This window comes from Ensifer meliloti (assembly GCF_030064585.1).
Classification (GTDB): Bacteria; Pseudomonadota; Alphaproteobacteria; order Rhizobiales; family Rhizobiaceae; genus Sinorhizobium; species Sinorhizobium meliloti.
The window spans coordinates 1,766,991-1,784,092 of sequence record NZ_CP120365.1; the positions used below are offsets into that span (position 1 = coordinate 1,766,991).

General features: G+C 57.5%; 17 protein-coding genes and 1 tRNA gene. 9 read left to right on the forward strand and 9 right to left on the reverse strand.

Annotated features, from left to right (window positions below):
• Positions 1 to 316: 316 nt before the first annotated feature.
• Positions 317 to 1,300, forward strand: coding sequence for an alpha/beta fold hydrolase (locus PZL22_RS15635; protein ID WP_003531142.1), 984 nt, complete (start codon positions 317 to 319; stop codon positions 1,298 to 1,300).
• Here the strand turns inward: PZL22_RS15635 and hisN are convergent.
• Together hisN and PZL22_RS15645 are read right to left on the reverse strand one after the other, a co-directional pair.
• Positions 1,297 to 2,076, reverse strand: a complete 780-nt coding sequence (hisN, locus tag PZL22_RS15640) for a histidinol-phosphatase (RefSeq protein ID WP_003531143.1) — start codon at positions 2,074 to 2,076, stop codon at positions 1,297 to 1,299. The two genes, PZL22_RS15635 and hisN, sit on opposite strands and share 4 nt — an antisense overlap.
• 302 nt (positions 2,077 to 2,378) lie before the next feature.
• Positions 2,379 to 3,260 carry an N-formylglutamate amidohydrolase gene (locus PZL22_RS15645; RefSeq protein ID WP_003531144.1) on the reverse strand — a complete coding sequence of 294 codons (882 nt, stop codon included), beginning with the start codon at positions 3,258 to 3,260 and terminating at the stop codon, positions 2,379 to 2,381.
• Positions 3,261 to 3,450: 190 nt separating this feature from the next.
• Between PZL22_RS15645 and cpdR1 the strand changes: the two genes are divergently transcribed.
• The 3 genes from cpdR1 (at position 3,451) to PZL22_RS15660 (ending at position 5,257) form a co-directional block, all read left to right on the forward strand.
• The gene (gene cpdR1 / locus PZL22_RS15650) at positions 3,451 to 3,813 is read left to right on the forward strand and encodes a response regulator CpdR1 (protein WP_003531148.1); all 363 of its coding nucleotides are present in this window, start codon (positions 3,451 to 3,453) and stop codon (positions 3,811 to 3,813) included.
• 283 nt (positions 3,814 to 4,096) lie between these two features.
• A tRNA-Val gene (locus tag PZL22_RS15655) sits at positions 4,097 to 4,171 on the forward strand.
• Between the two features lie 105 nt (positions 4,172 to 4,276).
• Positions 4,277 to 5,257: a site-specific integrase gene (locus PZL22_RS15660; protein WP_284718707.1), complete on the forward strand. Its 981-nt coding sequence runs from the start codon at positions 4,277 to 4,279 to the stop codon at positions 5,255 to 5,257.
• A 58-nt stretch (positions 5,258 to 5,315) separates the two neighbouring features.
• Here the strand turns inward: PZL22_RS15660 and tnpC are convergent, their stop codons facing one another.
• The 3 genes from tnpC to PZL22_RS15675 are packed head-to-tail and all read right to left on the reverse strand — an operon-like array spanning position 5,316 to position 7,739.
• Positions 5,316 to 6,935: an IS66 family transposase gene (gene tnpC / locus PZL22_RS15665; protein WP_284718597.1), complete on the reverse strand. Its 1,620-nt coding sequence runs from the start codon at positions 6,933 to 6,935 to the stop codon at positions 5,316 to 5,318.
• 55 nt (positions 6,936 to 6,990) lie between these two features.
• Positions 6,991 to 7,356 carry an IS66 family insertion sequence element accessory protein TnpB gene (tnpB, locus tag PZL22_RS15670; protein ID WP_284718708.1) on the reverse strand — a complete coding sequence of 122 codons (366 nt, stop codon included), beginning with the start codon at positions 7,354 to 7,356 and terminating at the stop codon, positions 6,991 to 6,993.
• On the reverse strand, positions 7,353 to 7,739 hold the full coding sequence (locus PZL22_RS15675; RefSeq protein WP_003537850.1) for a transposase: 387 nt from the start codon (positions 7,737 to 7,739) through the stop codon (positions 7,353 to 7,355). Before PZL22_RS15675 ends, tnpB begins: the two co-directional genes overlap by 4 nt.
• Before the next feature lie 207 nt (positions 7,740 to 7,946).
• On the opposite strand from PZL22_RS15675, the gene PZL22_RS15680 reads away from it, so the two are divergent.
• The 5 genes from PZL22_RS15680 (at position 7,947) to ilvD (ending at position 13,597) form a co-directional block, all read left to right on the forward strand.
• The gene (locus PZL22_RS15680; RefSeq protein ID WP_284718709.1) at positions 7,947 to 9,176 is read left to right on the forward strand and encodes an MTBMA_p00010-related P-loop-containing protein; all 1,230 of its coding nucleotides are present in this window, start codon (positions 7,947 to 7,949) and stop codon (positions 9,174 to 9,176) included.
• A gap of 1,049 nt (positions 9,177 to 10,225) precedes the next feature.
• Entirely contained in the window at positions 10,226 to 10,633 is a 408-nt protein-coding gene (locus PZL22_RS15685) for a hypothetical protein (protein WP_284718710.1), read from the forward strand.
• Between the two features lie 20 nt (positions 10,634 to 10,653).
• Positions 10,654 to 11,061 (forward strand): Rap1a/Tai family immunity protein, encoded by a 408-nt coding sequence (locus tag PZL22_RS15690; RefSeq protein ID WP_284718711.1) that lies wholly within the window; start codon positions 10,654 to 10,656, stop codon positions 11,059 to 11,061.
• A 123-nt stretch (positions 11,062 to 11,184) separates the two neighbouring features.
• The gene (locus PZL22_RS15695; RefSeq protein ID WP_284718712.1) at positions 11,185 to 11,565 is read left to right on the forward strand and encodes a hypothetical protein; all 381 of its coding nucleotides are present in this window, start codon (positions 11,185 to 11,187) and stop codon (positions 11,563 to 11,565) included.
• Between the two features lie 193 nt (positions 11,566 to 11,758).
• Positions 11,759 to 13,597 carry a dihydroxy-acid dehydratase gene (gene ilvD, locus PZL22_RS15700; protein WP_127516344.1) on the forward strand — a complete coding sequence of 613 codons (1,839 nt, stop codon included), beginning with the start codon at positions 11,759 to 11,761 and terminating at the stop codon, positions 13,595 to 13,597.
• A 172-nt stretch (positions 13,598 to 13,769) separates the two neighbouring features.
• Here ilvD and PZL22_RS15705 read toward each other — a convergent pair whose 3' ends face one another.
• The 4 genes from PZL22_RS15705 to sorT all read right to left on the reverse strand — a co-directional run bounded on the left by PZL22_RS15705 (position 13,770) and on the right by sorT (position 16,990).
• The gene (locus tag PZL22_RS15705) at positions 13,770 to 14,174 is read right to left on the reverse strand and encodes a GFA family protein (RefSeq protein ID WP_003531153.1); all 405 of its coding nucleotides are present in this window, start codon (positions 14,172 to 14,174) and stop codon (positions 13,770 to 13,772) included.
• Between the two features lie 712 nt (positions 14,175 to 14,886).
• On the reverse strand, positions 14,887 to 15,330 hold the full coding sequence (locus PZL22_RS15710) for a pseudoazurin (RefSeq protein ID WP_003533939.1): 444 nt from the start codon (positions 15,328 to 15,330) through the stop codon (positions 14,887 to 14,889).
• Positions 15,331 to 15,376: 46 nt separating this feature from the next.
• Positions 15,377 to 15,718 (reverse strand): SorU family sulfite dehydrogenase c-type cytochrome subunit, encoded by a 342-nt coding sequence (sorU, locus tag PZL22_RS15715; RefSeq protein WP_003533937.1) that lies wholly within the window; start codon positions 15,716 to 15,718, stop codon positions 15,377 to 15,379.
• 72 nt (positions 15,719 to 15,790) lie between these two features.
• Positions 15,791 to 16,990 carry a SorT family sulfite dehydrogenase catalytic subunit gene (gene sorT / locus PZL22_RS15720; protein WP_010970225.1) on the reverse strand — a complete coding sequence of 400 codons (1,200 nt, stop codon included), beginning with the start codon at positions 16,988 to 16,990 and terminating at the stop codon, positions 15,791 to 15,793.
• Positions 16,991 to 17,102: the final 112 nt, after the last annotated feature.

A 17,102-nucleotide genomic window follows, 5' to 3' on the forward strand; every position in this document is an offset into this window, starting at 1 on the left:
TGTGGCTCGACCGGTGAACGGACCCTTCTTCGGCGCCCGCCGAGAAGACATGGGAATGCCCGCGCACGAGTTCAAGAGGAATGCCGCCAGCGCATCCTGAACAATAGATGAACGAGGGGTTCGGCCGCCGTTCAGCCGCCGTCGGCTAGAAAGGAGACACTGGGTCTTCCCAGGGCTGAAGTGACATGTCCCTTCTCCCTTCAGCGGCCGGAAACGGTGATCGTCCGGATTTCATCCACCGTTTCCGGCTTTTTTCTTTGACGGGTGGCGGGCCGCCGCCTATCCCTACTTGCATGTTCCTTCTGGCCCACGCCCCATGACCACGCTCCTTCACTCGATGCCGGAAAATCCGATGCCGGGCGATCCGGTGGTTGGCTTTTTCGACGGAGCCCGCAACCGCAAGATCCGCTACGCGGTGTTCAGGTCGAAGGCCCCGGTCATTCGCGGCACCATCGTCCTGCTGCAGGGTCGCAACGAGTCGATCGAGAAATACTTCGAAACGATCGGCGATCTCATGGCGGCCGGTTTCTGGGTCGCGACCTTCGACTGGCGCGGACAGGGCGGCTCCGAGCGGCTGTCGCCGCAATGGACCCACGGCCATGTGGAGGATTTCACCGATTACGAGCGCGACCTGACGATTTTTCTCGATGAGATCGTCCTTCCCGACACCCGCCTGCCCTTCTCGATCGTCGCCCATTCGATGGGGGCGCTCGTCGCCCTGTCGCTCGCTCCCATGCTCGCAAGCCGCATCGACCGGATGGTGCTGCTTGCCCCCTTCGTCGGTCTGGGGGGCCAGGCGATCGGCGAACGGGGAATCGCAGCGATCGCGACGGTCATGCGCTGGATCGGCCTCGGGAGGCTGGCGCTGAGTTCCGACAAAGGCAACGGTACCCCCTTTAGGGGCAATGTTCTGACCGCGGACGACCGGCGCTACGCCCGCAACCTGGCGCTCATCGATGCGCGTCCGCAACTGCGGGTCGGACCGCCGACGGCCCGCTGGCTGAGCGAAGCCTTCCGAACGATCCGGCGCGTCCTCAAGCACGAACATCTGACGAGGATCACCATACCGGCCGTCATACTCGCCCCGACGGCCGATAAGCTCGTGCCGTATCTCCCGGTCGAGCGGTTGGCCAGCAATTTCCGTGCAGGGCATCTGATCCCGATCGACGGCGCGCGGCACGAACTCCTGCAGGAGGCCGACCGCTATCGCGCCCAGGCGATGGCCGCGATCCTGGCCTTTCTGCCGGGCGCCGATGCGGAGGACCCCGCCTCCCTGCCGCGACAGTTGGAAGAGGCTTAAACCCGACCCTTGAGCGCCTCAAGCGCGTGCGCATGCAATTCGCGGCTGCCGGCAGCGATGATTTCGCCGCCCATTTCCGCCGGCCCGCCCTGCCAGTCGGTGATGAACCCGCCCGCCTGCTCGATCAGCGGAATGAGCCCGCCGACGTCGTAGGGCTTCAGGCCGCATTCGACGACGAGATCGACATGGCCGGCTGCAAGCAGCGCGAAGGCATAGCAGTCGCAGCCGTAGCGGAAGAGCCGCACCTTCTCCTGCAATGCCTCGAAGCGCTCCTTGAGCTCGCCCGTGTAGAGGTGCGGGGATGTCGTGAACAGAACGGCATCCGAAAGCGCATGGCAGGGCCGCGTGGCGAGCACCCTCTCTCCGTCAGGTCCCCGATAGAGCGCCTTCTCGCCGTCGGCGAAAAAACGCTCGCCGGTGAAGGGCTGGTCCATCAGCCCCATGACGGCCTTGCCGTTCCGGTAGAGGCCGATCAGCGTGCCCCACACCGGCAGGCCGGAGATGAATGCACGGGTCCCGTCGATCGGGTCGATGACCCAGACGAGTTCGCGGTCGAGACCGATATTGCCGTGCTCTTCGCCGAGAATGCCGTGTTCCGGAAAGCTGCTCTCGATCAGCGCGCGGATCGACGCCTCAGCCGACCTGTCGGCTTCCGTCACCGGGTCGAAGCCGCCTTCGAGCTTGTTGAGAACACTCGTGCCAACCCGGAAGCGCGGCATGGTTTCGGCCTTGGCGGCGTCGGCGAGACGGTCGAAGAAAGTACGGTCGGGCAGCATGTCGCTCTCTGCGAGGGAGGAGGTTCGATCTGAATAGACGAAATTCAGGGAAAGGCAAACGACCGGACCGGCGCCGGCAGTCGCTGAATGGGCATGTCGAAAGAGCGCACCCTGCACCGATACGAAAGTCTGCATCTTCGAATCTTGACAATTGTGCACCGCAGCATTACAGTTTTTCTGCAGTCACTCGTGGCTGCAAATACCCTCCTTGGGTGTTTCCTCCCTAGACTTGACCGCGCCGCTGGCGCGGTTCTTTTTGAGCAGCGTTCCGCCGCCGGGCGCTCAAAAGCCTTTTCGAATTGTCATTCCGCGGCCAGCGGCAGATAGGCGCCGAAATCCTCGACGTGCCGCGCGAGCGCCGCGATGAAGGTTGCGAGGTCGGCCTCGAGAGCTGCGAATCCCGGCTTTTTGATCAGGGTTGCCTCGTCGACATAGAGGCCGCGGTTGATTTCGATCTGCAACGCATGCAGTCCGCGCGTCGGACGGCCATAATGTTCCGTGATGAAGCCGCCGGCATAGGGCTTGTTGCGCGCGACCGCATAGCCGAGCTGCTCCAGAAGCTCCACCGCCACACGGGACAGTTCCGCCGCCGCGCTCGTTCCGTAGCGATCGCCGATAATGAAGTCCGGGCGATGGCCGCTTCCCGGCAGATGCACGTTGCCCGGCATCGAGTGGCAGTCGATGAGGATCGACATCCCGAACTCGACATGGGTGCGGGCGATCAGCTTTCGGAGCGTCGCATGATAGGGCTTGTAGATCGTCTCGATGCGCTCGAGCGCCTGCTCGACCGGAAAACGGCCACGATATATTTCCATATTCTCGGCGACGAGGCGCGGCACGGTGCCGAGGCCGCCGGCGACGCGCATAGAACTGATATTGGCGTGCGGCGGCAAGGCGCCGTCGAACATGCGCGGGTCGAGTTCGTAGGGTTCGCGGTTTACGTCCAGGAAGGCACGCGGGAAATGCGCCCGGAGCAAGGGCGCCCCCAGAAACGTGACGCTGCGGAACAGTTCATCGACAAAATGGTCTTCGGAACGGCGGATGGAATGCGGATCAAGGCGCGACTGGTCGAGAAAGAACTGGGGATAATGCCGGCCGCTGTGCGGGGAGTTGAAAACGAAAGGTATCCTCTGGCTTGCGGGTTCCAGAACCTCGAAAAACTCCCACTCAACCGCTTCCCCCATCGGAACCCTTTTTACCATGTCCGGTTCTTGCTATTCAGATCATGTTGCCAGTTGGTCGCCTCTGTGTCCATAGTGGCCGCCCGCTGGTTCAAGGGACTTGATCGCGCCCGTTCACCAGATATTTACCATGTTGCGGTTTGCTGAGCTGCCGCAATCCACCAGCACCCAGAAGAAGTAGCCACGGCCAGATATGACTGCGAAAATCCTCCTTGCCGAAGACGACAACGACATGCGCCGGTTTCTTGTGAAGGCGCTGGAAAAAGCCGGCTACAAGGTTCTTTCCTATGACAACGGCGCCAGCGCCTATGACCGGCTTCGCGAAGAACCCTTTTCGCTTCTCCTGACCGACATCGTCATGCCGGAGATGGACGGCATCGAACTCGCGCGCCGCGCGACCGAACTCGACCCCGACCTGAAAGTGATGTTCATCACCGGCTTCGCCGCCGTTGCGCTGAACCCGGATTCCAAGGCGCCGAAAGACGCCAAGGTCCTTTCCAAGCCCTTCCACCTGCGCGACCTCGTCAACGAGGTCAACAAGATGCTGGCCGCCTGAGCAGCGAACATATGTGCGCTGCAGCTTTCCGGCGCACCCTTCGCCGAAGGCCAAAGACTCGTTCCACGCAAGCATTGCCTCGAAGCCGCCCTCGATCACCAGCATCGAGGGCGGCTTCTTATTTCAATGCCTTAGCGCTCTCGCCGGAACTTCGGGATGTCCGAAAGGAACGCCGATACCCCTGAAATCACGCCGCTCAGACCTTGCGCAATTTCTGCCAAAAAACCTTCGAAAAGCCTATTGACGCGGGCGCCGGTTTTGTGGTCTATGCGCCGCATCGGATGGGCGTGTAGCTCAGCGGGAGAGCACTACGTTGACATCGTAGGGGTCACAAGTTCGATCCTTGTCACGCCCACCATCCTTCTTCAGTTTGAAAACATTTCGTTTTTCACTCTGAACGCTTTCAAAGAAAAAGCTGGCCGAATTCGCTGCTGTCACACTCCTGTCACAGCGGAAGAAAGATATGGCTACTATTCGAAAGCGTGGAGACAAATGGCAGGTCCAAATTCGCCGCCAGGGTTTTCCGCCAATCTCACGTTCGTTCCACACAAAAAGCGATGCTGCCGAATGGGCACGCTATTGGGAATCGAAGGCGGATCGCGCCGAACTTCCAGATAATCGAAAAGTTCTGGACACCATCTCGTTGGCCGATCTTGTGAAGCGCTACAGGGATGAGGTTGTAATCGCAAAGCGCGGCAGGGAAATCGAAACCATCATCCTCAACGCGTTCCTAAAAGAGCCAATTTGCCGGAAGAAGCTCTCAGCGCTCTCAAGCGAGGATTTTACTGCCTATCGTGACAAACGGTTGGAGGTCATCTCAGGCAAATCCCTCAGTCGGCAACTATCCCCCCTGTCCAACATGTTCAATGTAGCCAAGCAGGAATGGGGAATTCCGATCAAGTCCAATCCTCTTGCCAAGTTGCGCATTGGCACTAAGGAGAGCAAAAGGGAAAGGAGGCTGCGGGCCAACGAATTGGCAAAACTAGTCCATGCCGCCCGAAAGACAAGGAACCCTCTCATCCTCCCCATTGTTCTCTTTGCCTTGGAAACAGCCATGAGGAGAGGCGAAATCCTGTCGATGCGTTGGCACCACATAGACCTTGATCGACGCTCTGTGGTCATTCCTGAGACAAAGAATGGCTATCCCAGGACCATCCCTCTTACAAGCAAGGCTATGGTGACCTTGCAGGGCATAAAGCGTGACTCCGAGAGGGTATTCCCCATACAGCCTAACGCGCTGAGGCTTTCTTGGACCCGCTTGACCCACAGGGCCTCCATTAAAGACCTGCACTTCCACGACCTTCGGCATGAAGCGATAAGCAGGTTCTTCGAAATGGGGCTAACGGTCCCTGAGGTAGCTTCAATTAGCGGGCATCGGGATATTCGAATGCTAATGAGGTACGCTCATGCCGATGCAGAAAGGCTGGCAAAGAAGCTACCTTAAATTTTACCAAGAGGCTTCACAACCACAGATTTAGATGTTATTATTAAACTGTAAGCGGTTAGCTGACGGCGTCTGACCTGAAGTTCCAGGGCATGAGGGCTTCGATTTCGGATGCGGGCCAGCCTTGAGCGATGCGGGTCAAGGTCTGCGAGAGCCAGTCGAGCGGATCGACGCCATTCATTTTGCAGGTCTGCAACAAGGTGGCCACCGTCGCCCAAGTTCGTCCACCGCCCTCGCTGCCGGCGAATAGGCTATTCTTTCTCGTAATCGTTTGGGGCCTGATCGCCCGTTCGACGATGTTGGAGTCGATTTCGATGCGACCGTCGGTCAGAAAGCGCTCCAGCGCCTCGCGCCGGGTGAGCGCGTAGCGGATCGCCTCGGCGGTTTTAGATTTTCCCGAGACCTTGCCCAGTTCCTTTTCCCAGAGCTCGAAGAGGCTGGCGACGGTGGTCGAGGATTTCTCCTGGCGCCGGGCCGCGCGGCTGTCGGCATCCTTACCGCGAACTTCGTCCTCGATGCGCCAGAGCTCGGTCATTGCCAGGACAGTGTCTGTGGCGGCCTGCGAGACTCCGCTGATGTGCAGGTCATAAAACTTGCGCCGTAGATGTGCCCAACATCCTGCAAGCTGAACCGTTTCGTTGCTGCCGGTTTTGGCGCGCGTCTTGGCGAGATTGGTATAGGCCGAGTAGCCATCCACTTGCAGGATGCCGGTGAATCCGGAGAGATGACGCGTCACGCAATCCGCACCTCTGCTGTCTTCAAAACGATAGGCCACCATCGGCGGACTGGTTCCGCCATAGGGGCGGTCGTCGCGTGCGTAAGCCCAAAGCCAGGCCTTGGTGGTTTTGCCCGAACCGGGCGCAAGAGTGGGCAGGGTCGTCTCGTCGGCAAAGATCCTTTCGCCCTCCTTGACCCTCTCCAGGATATAATCGGCCAGCATCTGCAGTTCGAAGCCCAGACGCCCCATCCATTGGGCCATCAGCGATCGGCTGATCTCGACGCGATCACGCAAATAGATCGCTTCCTGCCGATAAAGAGGAAGACCATCGGCGTATTTGGAAACGGCGATATAGGCGAGCAGCCGTTCCGTCGGCAGGCCGCCTTCGATGATGTGTGCCGGCGCCAAGGCCTGGACCACGCCGTCGCTGCCCCGGAAAGCGTATTTGGGGCGACGCGTCACGATAACCCTGAACTTCGGCGGCACGACGTCCAGCCGCTCGGAGCGGTCCTCTCCGATCAGAACCTTTGACAGCCCCTCGCACCCGGCCGGGATTTCCGGCTCGATGACCTCCTCGATGCGCTCGAGATGGGCGGCAAAACCCTTGCGCGGACGCGGCGCTCGCTTCGGCTTGTCCTTGGCTGCGCGATCGAGTTCGCTGCGGATTGCCGATAGGCCGGTTTCGACCTCTTCGAAGGCAAAGGAGACTTGCTCGTCATTGACCCCGAGGCGGAGCCGCTCAGAGCGCTTGCCATTTTGCGTGCGCTGCAAAACCTTCATGATCAAGGTCAGGTTGGCAATCCGCTCGTTGGCGCTCTTCTCAACCGCCTCCAACCGCGCGATCTCAGCCTCGGCCACCTTCAGCCGGACCTCTTTCGCGGCTTGTTCGCGCGCCAACGCGAGAACCATCGCTTTCAGCGCATCAACGTCGTCCGGCAGGTCGCTAAGGGGCAAATCCATGCGGGCGAATAGAGCACAAAAACAGCCGCTTTCCCAATCATTACAGCAACATGATTCATCTTGCCGCAGTCCTGTTCAGCCCGTCAGCAACGGCCGTCTGACCTTGGTTGGCCGGATCTTCTTCCAATCCAGACCGGCCAGAAGCATCCATTAATTGCGAATGGTCCAGACGTATCCTGGCGGCCGATATGCCCGGCCAGCAAAAGCTCTGCTCCTCGAGGGTTTTCGAATAGAGGCAGACACCGCTGCCATCCCACCAGACGATGCGAACACGGTCCGCCCGTTTCGACCGGAACACATAAAGCGCTCCGTTGAACGGGTCGAGACCGCCATCTCTGACCAGAGCCATCAAGGATGCCGCACCTTTGCGGAAGTCGACCGGCTGGCACGACACGTAAACAACGACGCCGGACGCGATCATGCCTTGCGGACCGCTCGGAGTATCTTCACCAAGTGATCCGACTCGATATCGCCGTCGACGCGCACCACGACATCACCGAGGACGATTTCGACCGTAGAGCTTGCCACCGGCTCAACGCGCGCGAACTTGACCTCCTTCTTCGCGGTTTCCGTCAGGGGCGCAACCAACCCCGATGACAGTGCCTTGCGACGCCACCCGTAAAGCTGCGAGGGATCCAATCCCTCAGCGCGCGCGATCGCAGAGACATTGGCTCCAGGCAACAACGTCTCGGCAATCAGGCGCTCCTTCTCCTCGTTCGGCCAGTCTCGCGGCTTGCGCCGCGCCCGCACCGGCGCCGCCGTCAAAACCTCGAATGTTCGTGGCTGATTCACACTGTCGCTCATAGGATTCTCCGCATGACTCATGCAGAAAATCCTCGATCAGCGCGTCAATTGATACGTGGGGGTCCCTACGCGCTTACATTAAACTGTAGGTAAAAAGGGGAAATTGCGCCCTTACGCCTACCCCTCCCCCGTTGAGAGCTTTTCTTCAACCGCATTTCTGCGGGGGATGTTTGTGTTTTTACGTAATTTTTTGAGAAGGATAAATATTTGAAAGACATTTTGAAAAATCCATTGATTCACGCACCGGACATCCTCGACGAACTGGACAGCGAACTGCGCAAGCAGGGCTTTGCAGGCGCCACGAATATTCCAAGGATCGTCTATTTGGCGGCAACAACAAGAATGTTTGCAGAGCCGGTTTCGCTGGTGGTTATGGGACCCTCAGGAAGCGGGAAGACACACTCAATCGAGTCTGGGCTTCAGTTCATTCCACCGGATGCCATCGAAAGCATAGCGGGAATGTCCGAAAAGGCCCTGCCCTATCTGAGTGGCCTCTCACTTAAGAACAGAGTTCTATATCTGGGCGAAGCAGCCGGAATGGCCGACGGAAATGGTCGAGCCTTTCTCAGACAGTTGATGACCGAAGGAAAGCTAGACTACTTGACCGTCCAAAAGACATCCACCGGGATGAAGGGCGAAAAGCTGCCAACTGTTGAAGGTCCGATCTCGTTTATGATGGCAACAACGGCCAACCATATCCATCATGAAGATCAAAGCAGAATGCTGACTTTGAATCTCGATGAGAATCCGGACAGGATCAGGGAGGCTCTCAGAAACAAGGCAATCGGTCGCTCGAAGGCAGAGGTTAAGCTTGACTTGGAACCTTGGTACGAGCTTCATAATTATATTGCGGACAAGAAGATGAATATCATCATTCCGTATGCAGAAGAAATAGTTGACTATATTGACGTAGAAAGCCTCAAAATACAACGTGATTTCCCCAAGCTACTGTCAACAATAAAAGCATGCGCACTTGTTCACTTTAGTCATAGAGAACAGGACGGAGATGGAAATATTCTCGCAAACGAGCAAGACTACAAGACAGCATACGAACTTCTAAATGAGCCAATCTCTCATGGTCTCGAGAAATCCGTAAGACTGGGAGTCGTTGAAGTCGTTGAAGCCGTTCAACATATGGCAAAGACGGGCATGACAGCCGATGGTGTTAGTCAGTCCCAACTAGCTGAGCACATGAAAAAGGATCGCTCGGTTGTAGGTCGCAATATTCATGCCGCCGTCAATCAAGGATATCTGACCAATGAGAACCCCGGACAAGGACGAGAGGCAAAAGTAAAGCTCGGGAGCAGAAAACTTCCAACCGGCAATGCCCTCCCGTCTCCAGAAGAGCTATTCAAAAAGAATGAAAATTTCTCCGTTCAGATAAACTCAGAAGCAAAAAGCATTAAAGAGTATTCATTTTCAGAGTTGCCTTGGTGAATACCTCTTTCTTGTTATCTGCAAAACAACTGCACAAGTGAACAGGTTTTTCTGTATAATTAGGGAATTGTATTTACGCAAATATTTCATCTATACGAATACCTAATTAGACAACGATTTTTTCTGATCGCCGGGGGTGTTTATATATAGAAATCAACACCCTTGGCATGGCCTTGCCCCTCCCCTTTTTGTGGATTAGACAAATCAAAACTATAAGGCGGAGGGGATCGCGATAAACACGTACGAAGTTGTTGTTGAAACGCTATTTTACCCGCACCGCTTGCAGGCCTCTATTTGGCTGCTATAGTCCGGGACGCGTGACAACAACTACCCAGGTCTAACAAACGGCTCTTCGAGAAGGCATCCAATGACAAGTTATCCAGTACGAACTCTGTATACATACTATTTATTCTTATTTGTTTTACTTTATAATATATTATTCTGCACGCATGCATTTTCCCAAGAACACCCCAATCTTCCGCTTACAGGTGGATGGTTTCACATAAACGGAAAGGATAGAGACGGGTATATTATTGGAAGGCGATACTCCCTTGTCTTGGGAAAGACGGATAACAATTTAAGGAATACTATAAGTTTCAACTGCTCGCCATCCAAAGAAAAACAATCTTACGTCACTTTCTTTATTCCCAAGGAAATAAATTTAAAGGAGATTTACGGAAAAGAACATTTTGCGGAGAAGAAATTTAAATTGTATACGCTATCGCATAAGGGAAAAACTGGTGAGTACATAGTCTCAGCGGAAGTAATAGGCAACGAGATATTTCTTGATTTCTCCAACGATCAAAAAGACGCCGTAGCAAGCATACTTGAGGCAAGTAAAATATATTTATTATTATCAGGTCAGAAGCACCCTATTGAATTTTTTATACCTGACGATTCGGTAACTCTACCATTCGAGGGAAAAGAGTTCAAGTTTAACGACTTTGTCCGAACAATGCTGGATCGCGACGGCAGTTTCAGTCGGCAGTTGGATACGGACTATTTCTTCCGCACATGTTCCGACCTGAGTGCATGGAGAATCCAATAAGATGAAAGAACGCAGGGCAATATCTATTTCGCTGCTCCCTTTCTTGCTGCTTGCTTCATGCGCTGGATCGCCTTTTGAGCGCAATATGAACGCCAAGACCGTCAGCGACTTGGATGGAATGTCGGACGAGAAGCTGTGCCATTCGTTCCTTGATGGAAACACCTTGGTGCGTCAGGCGCGAGCCAGCCGCAAACTTGGTGACTGCTCAGAAAGCTATGTGAAATGCCGGAGCTACGGATTTGAATCCAGCGACCCGGAGTTCAAGGAGTGCCGGATGTTGGTAGACAACGCGGCAATATCGGCTAGGCGTTCGGCGCCAACTTACATCCCTCCTCAATCACCGAGCTACCAGCCAACATCCACTATCTGCCGAGAGAGCTTGGGGACGGTTTACTGCAACAGCTTCTAAGCAAAAAAGGGCCTAGTGACATGACCCGCAAAACGGTAACGCCCTTTGTTATCCTCATAGCAATGCTTTTGCCGTCCCCCGTCGCAGCGGAGATTAATGGGCGAACATTCAGAGACTACTGCGCAGCGGCAGAAAGAATGTCGCGCGGCGAGCGGCAGGATCAAAGAGGTGAGATCAGGGCAGTCGCGTGTTTGCAATATCTACAGGGATTTAGGTTAGCATGGATTATTCAACAGCTAATGGCAGAAAAGCACGGGGTTAGGCCATTCCATATTTGCTTTCCAAAAGAATTGGAAGGACAGGATATTTCGGATCAGATGATTGATATTATTGTTAAATACATGAGCGACAATCCAACAGAAGGTCATATGTCGATTGACGTGATCGTTATGAGGGCTTTTGGAGAGTATTATCCTTGTGAAGGATGAAGGAATCCAGCTCACTAAAAATTCCGCATGCGACTGGAGTCCAATGAATGCGCTTCATCGAGAGCTGATTTCTGTCACCCTAGTGTCACAACAGTTTCTATTTTTTGCTCTCCAGGCGGCCCATTGCGTGTAGCCGAAAAAGACCATAGACTGCGAAAGCAGTTGAATTTATTCAGTCTTTTGACGAGAGCGGATGCGATCTCAGCGGGAGAGCACTACGTTGACATCGTAGGGGTCACAAGTTCGATCCTTGTCACGCCCACCATCCAAGTTTCAAAAGGGCTTACGGGAAACCGCAAGCCCTTTTTCAATTCCCCCAACCTCCACTGCACGCGCCGGCCGACACAAGCAACTGAAGCCGAGACCGGAACTTTGAACGGCGGCGATTCTGCTAGCCTGTCGAAAGCGCGCGGGTTTTCCGAAGAGTTGTCACGCGTTCTTCATGTTCGCCTGTTAAAAGATACCTACCTCGCCATTGACCACGGATGTACTGGCATTGGCTGAAGGTGTTGAGGAAGGTCGGGTTCAGCCCGGCCTTTTTTCTTGCACGGAGCCGCGCCGGCGCTGGCGCGCGCCGCCCGGAAATAATCTGGCGCGGAAGATGACGCGCGCGCAATTTTGCGCTACTACCCCCTGCAACGGCGCTCTGCGATCGCCACATCCGCCTAATGACATTCGTCCGTGAAGGAACACGTTCATGCCTGCCTATCGCTCCCGCACCACCACCCACGGCCGCAACATGGCCGGCGCCCGCGGCCTCTGGCGCGCGACGGGCATGAAGGACAGCGACTTCGGCAAGCCTATTATCGCGGTGGTGAACTCGTTCACGCAGTTCGTGCCGGGCCATGTGCATCTGAAGGACCTCGGCCAGCTCGTCGCGCGCGAGATCGAGGCGGCCGGCGGCGTCGCCAAGGAATTCAATACGATCGCCGTCGACGACGGCATCGCCATGGGCCATGACGGCATGCTCTATTCGCTGCCCTCGCGCGAGATCATCGCCGACAGCGTCGAATATATGGTGAACGCCCATTGCGCCGACGCCATGGTGTGCATCTCCAATTGCGACAAGATCACCCCCGGCATGCTGATGGCGGCATTGCGCCTCAACATTCCGGCCGTCTTCGTCTCCGGCGGGCCGATGGAGGCCGGCAAGGTGGTGCTGCACGGCAAGACGCATGCGCTCGACCTCGTCGACGCTATGGTCGCGGCCGCCGACGACAAAGTCTCCGACGAGGACGTCCAGATCATCGAGCGCTCCGCCTGCCCGACCTGCGGCTCCTGCTCCGGCATGTTCACGGCCAATTCGATGAACTGTCTGACCGAGGCGCTCGGTCTGTCGCTGCCCGGCAACGGCTCGACGCTCGCGACCCATGCCGACCGCAAACGCCTGTTTGTCGAGGCCGGCCACCTCATCGTCGATCTGGCGCGCCGCTATTACGAGCAGGAGGACGAGCGGGTGCTGCCCCGCAACATCGCCACCAAGCGGGCCTTCGAGAACGCCATGGCACTCGACATCGCCATGGGCGGCTCGACGAATACGGTGCTCCACATCCTTGCCGCCGCCTATGAGGGCGAGATCGACTTCACCATGGACGATATCGACCGGCTGTCGCGCAAGGTCCCGTGCCTGTCGAAGGTCGCTCCGGCGAAAGCCGACGTGCACATGGAAGACGTACACAGGGCCGGCGGCATCATGTCGATCCTCGGCGAGCTGGACAAGGGCGGCCTCATCAACCGCGACTGCCCGACAGTCCACGCCGAGACGCTCGGCGACGCGATCGACCGCTGGGACATCACCCGCACGTCGAGCGACACTGTCCGAAAATTCTTCCGCGCCGCTCCCGGAGGCATTCCGACTCAGGTCGCCTTCAGCCAGGAGGCACGCTGGGACGAGCTCGATACAGACCGCGAAAACGGTGTCATCCGCTCGGTCGAACATCCCTTCTCCAAGGATGGCGGCCTCGCAGTACTCAAGGGCAACATCGCGCTCGACGGCTGCATCGTGAAAACCGCGGGCGTGGACGAGAGCATCCTGAAATTCTCCGGCCCGGCGCGCGTCTTCGAGAGCCAGGACGCAGCCGTGAAGGGCATCCTCGCCAACGAGATCAAGGCCGGCGACGTCGTCGTCATCCGCTACGAGGGGCCGAAGGGCGGACCGGGCATGCAGGAAATGCTCTACCCGACGAGCTATCTGAAGTCGAAGGGTCTCGGCAAAGCCTGTGCGCTGATCACCGACGGACGCTTCTCCGGCGGCACCTCCGGTCTTTCGATCGGCCACGTCTCTCCCGAAGCGGCGAATGGCGGAACGATCGGGCTGGTGCGCGAAGGCGACATGATCGATATCGACATTCCGAACCGCACCATCAGTCTGCGGGTGGACGAGGCCGAGCTTGCCGCACGCCGCACCGAACAGGATGCCAAGGGCTGGAAGCCGGTCGAGCAGCGCAAGCGCCGGGTGACGACCGCGCTCAAGGCCTATGCGGCCTTCGCGACATCGGCCGACCGCGGCGCCGTGAGAGATCTGGGCGACCGTTAAGTCGAGCATTTCACTGTTTCATGGAAACACTGAAATGCTCTACCGTTTGACCCAACGCACTTCCGGACGGAAAACCGTTACACACTTTTCCTGGAAGTGCTCTCAACAGCATTGCAGCTGTCCCAAATGGCTCCCGCAGCGACGGGAGCCTTTTCGTTTCGGAGCTGTGAATTCACATGTGCCGCGTCTCGGCCGGTGCGTTCCACCAGTTGTTGTGGAGCCCGTCCATATATTGGATCGGCAGGGCCGCAAACTCGGCCGGATCGACACCGTCGAGGCATGCGACATTGATGGAGACGAAGGCACCGCCGATCTCTTCGACATAGCCGTGGCCATAGGGCGTCACGCCGCACGCCGTGCAGAACCGATGATGGCCGCTCATCGTGCCGAACTGGTAATCGCCGATGCCTGTCTCCTCGCACATGAGCCGGAAATCCTCCGGCTTCACGCTTGCGCCCCAATAACGCAGTTTCGAGCAGTATGAGCAATTGCAGCGGCTGGTTCCCGCTTCGAGATCGATATCGACCTCGAAGCGGATCTGTCCACAGTGGCAGCTACCCTTATGGGTCTTTTTCATCCTCGTTTCTCCCCGCTTGAATCTAGATTTTCGAGATCTGGATCACGTTCATGATTTAGGTCGGTCGACGTAAATCATGAACGTGATCCATTCTAATAAGTAAGAGCGGGATGCGGGCGGAAAACCGCACACACTTTTCCTCATTCCGCTCCAAGGCCCGTTGAGATTCGGGCAACCCGCAGCGGCTTGTTTGCACTCCTCATCCCTGTGACGAGCACACTAGGGCATTTACACATCTGATCCTCTCGCAGGACAATTGCCTTGGGGCGGATAAGCGGTTTTGACTTCACATGCCAAAACGATGCCACGGACAGAACGCAGAAGTGGAAGCGAGAGCCCGCCGCAAATATTCTCCCCCCTTGTGGGGGAGATGGCCGGCAGGCCAGAGGGGGTCTGCTCTCCCGCTCGCCCATCAGGACTACATGACGAAGTCGTATGACCGCATCTTCGGAATGCCGCAGGGTATCCTCGCGGCAAATTCGTCTTCGGCGGCATGCAGAGTTTTGCGTTCAACCCCCTCTGGCCTGCCGGCCATCTCCCCCACAAGGGGGGAGACGACAAGCGGCTTGACCTTCACCTATCCGGCAGCAGACCGCATAACTGGGAACCAGCCGGTTTCTCACCATGGCAACGGCTCCCACCAGAGGAGCAGATATGTATATGCCCTAGTGACGAGCACAGGGGTGAGGAAGGAGCAGCAGCAACCGGTCCGTCAGCCGCCGCTCTCGATTTCCGCGAAGATCTTCTCCGCGGCCGCCTTCGATTTTCCGGGATACTTGATGCCCTTGACGGCTTCGAGGTTCGCCGGTTCTCCAACCACGATTGCGCCGATCATGCCCATGCCGACATGCGGGGCGCATTGATACATGTAGACGCCGGGCTTGCTCAGCGTCACGGTGACTTCCTCGTTGATCTTGCCCTTCCAGGTCTCCGCACCTTCGGGGGCGCCCCCCTTCATCAGCGCGGAGTTGTGCCCCTTGTCCTTCGCGACGAAGGTGACGGTGTCTCCGGGCTGGGCGCGGATGACGGCGGGCTCGAACGCCATCACGCGGCCGTCAGCGGCTTTGTTCAGCATTTCGACACGATACTCCTCGGCATTTGCCTGGCCTGCAGAGGTCGCGCACAACATCGCCAAAAGCATCATCTTTGTCTTCAACGTACTTTCCTCTCCTTGGCGGGCGTCAACGCCCGCATGACGCCGATCACTCGGCTTTTCCGGCGACCGTCGAGACATAAAGCGCGACGGCCTCGATTTCTTCGTCCGTAAGGATCTCGTTGGCCGGCATCGGCCCGATGCCGTTGGTGACAGCCGTATTGACCCTTTCCGCGTCGGGTTTGAGTTCGTCGAGATTGGGTCCAACCTCCCCGACGGCCTCGGCATCCGCCAGCGTATGACAGAGCGCGCATTGCGGTTCCGACCGTTCGAGGAATATCTCTCTGCCGAGCGCAAGCTTGTCTTCTTCGGCGGATGCCATGCGCGGCGACAGGCCGATGGTTACACAGGTGAGCACGGCCGCGATCCGGCGGCTTGAAGCATGGGTCATGTTCTGATCCGAAACTGATAGGAGAAGATCGTGAAACAGGGTTCCGCAACATGCGGAACCCTTCGGTTGCGGTCAGGCAACGGTGAGTTTGACGGCGGGCGCACGCCAGCCGTTGTGGCCGTAGCCGGCTCCATTCATCTCGGTCTCCTCGGGCTGCACGTTACCCTCGGTATCGGTCGCGCGGCTGACGAGCGTGTAGGTCCCCCGCGCCAGATCGGCCGACAGGGCAAAAACGCGCCAGGCGAAACGGCCGAGATCGGGCCCGATGAACTCGGCTTCCTGCCACGTCTGACCGCCGTCCACCGAGACCTCTACGCTCTTGCAAGCATTCATGCCGCCGAAGGCGACGCCGGCAATCTGCACCTGTCCCGCCTTTGCAGCCTCGTGCGGCGTGGTGATCCACGACTTGACGGGCTGTTCCCAGACCGATGGCTGGTCGGGAGAGCCTTTTTCTCCGAGGGCGTGCACGCGATAGCTGGTCTTCTGGATCTTCGCGTCCGTCTCGACCTCGGTCATGGCGACGGCCTTGACATATTTGATATTGTTGACGCCGGAATAGCCGGGGACGACCATGCGCAGCGGGCCTCCATGGGCAAGGGAAAGAGGCCTCCCGTTCATTTCCCATGCAAGAATCACATTGTCGAGGTTCGAGATCGGGACCGAGCGCTCGACCACCAGAAGCTTGGGGTCGAGCCCCGCCGGAAGCTCCTCACCGCCCGTTCCCGTGATGAACCGAGCCCCTTCGGCAGGCCCACCCAGGGCATCGACCACCGCTTTGAGAGGCACGCCGCTCCAGATGACGCAACCCGCAGCGCCGACGGTCCAGGGCGTGCCGCTCATTTTCTGGTCACCCGTCAGCTGATCCTTGAAGTATTTGCGGCCATTGCCCGAACATTGCAGTACAGTCGCCGCCGTCACCAGACCCAGAGTCTTCAGTTCGGCGACAGTGAGCGTCCGGGGCTCCTTTACGCCTGATATCTCCACCTTCCATCCGTCGCGGTCGGCGAGAATCGATTCCGGAGGCGTGTTGACGTTGTTGCGGATGTAAAGCTTCTCTTCCGGCGTAATGATACTGGTGCCGAATTCGCTTCGCTTCGTCTCCAGCGTCTTGTCGCTATGGACGATCAGCGCATCGGCGTCCTTCCAGGCCACGTAGTCGGGCAGAGGCTTCGTCTCCTTGGCCTCAGCAAGCCCACCGGTTCCGGCAGCAACGACAGCTCCGGCGCTCCCGGTCAGAAAACTCCGCCGCTTCATGGTCAACATCTCAGTCAAGTCGCGTCTCCTTTTCCCGGATGGCAGCATGCCGATCCGATCGTCCTCGAAATGACTGGAAGAGACGACTGACGCCCCGGAAAATTCCCTCGCGCCGATCATTTTTGTGAAC

Coding starts and splice junctions, on each gene's coding strand:
- PZL22_RS15635 (WP_003531142.1), top strand. CDS start 317: ATGACCACGCTCCTTCACTCGATGCCGGAAAATCCGATGCCGGGCGAT.
- hisN (WP_003531143.1), bottom strand. CDS start 2,076: ATGCTGCCCGACCGTACTTTCTTCGACCGTCTCGCCGACGCCGCCAAG.
- PZL22_RS15645 (WP_003531144.1), bottom strand. CDS start 3,260: ATGGGGGAAGCGGTTGAGTGGGAGTTTTTCGAGGTTCTGGAACCCGCA.
- cpdR1 (WP_003531148.1), top strand. CDS start 3,451: ATGACTGCGAAAATCCTCCTTGCCGAAGACGACAACGACATGCGCCGG.
- PZL22_RS15660 (WP_284718707.1), top strand. CDS start 4,277: ATGGCTACTATTCGAAAGCGTGGAGACAAATGGCAGGTCCAAATTCGC.
- tnpC (WP_284718597.1), bottom strand. CDS start 6,935: ATGGATTTGCCCCTTAGCGACCTGCCGGACGACGTTGATGCGCTGAAA.
- tnpB (WP_284718708.1), bottom strand. CDS start 7,356: ATGATCGCGTCCGGCGTCGTTGTTTACGTGTCGTGCCAGCCGGTCGAC.
- PZL22_RS15675 (WP_003537850.1), bottom strand. CDS start 7,739: ATGAGCGACAGTGTGAATCAGCCACGAACATTCGAGGTTTTGACGGCG.
- PZL22_RS15685 (WP_284718710.1), top strand. CDS start 10,226: ATGAAAGAACGCAGGGCAATATCTATTTCGCTGCTCCCTTTCTTGCTG.
- PZL22_RS15690 (WP_284718711.1), top strand. CDS start 10,654: ATGACCCGCAAAACGGTAACGCCCTTTGTTATCCTCATAGCAATGCTT.
- ilvD (WP_127516344.1), top strand. CDS start 11,759: ATGCCTGCCTATCGCTCCCGCACCACCACCCACGGCCGCAACATGGCC.
- PZL22_RS15705 (WP_003531153.1), bottom strand. CDS start 14,174: ATGAAAAAGACCCATAAGGGTAGCTGCCACTGTGGACAGATCCGCTTC.
- sorU (WP_003533937.1), bottom strand. CDS start 15,718: ATGACCCATGCTTCAAGCCGCCGGATCGCGGCCGTGCTCACCTGTGTA.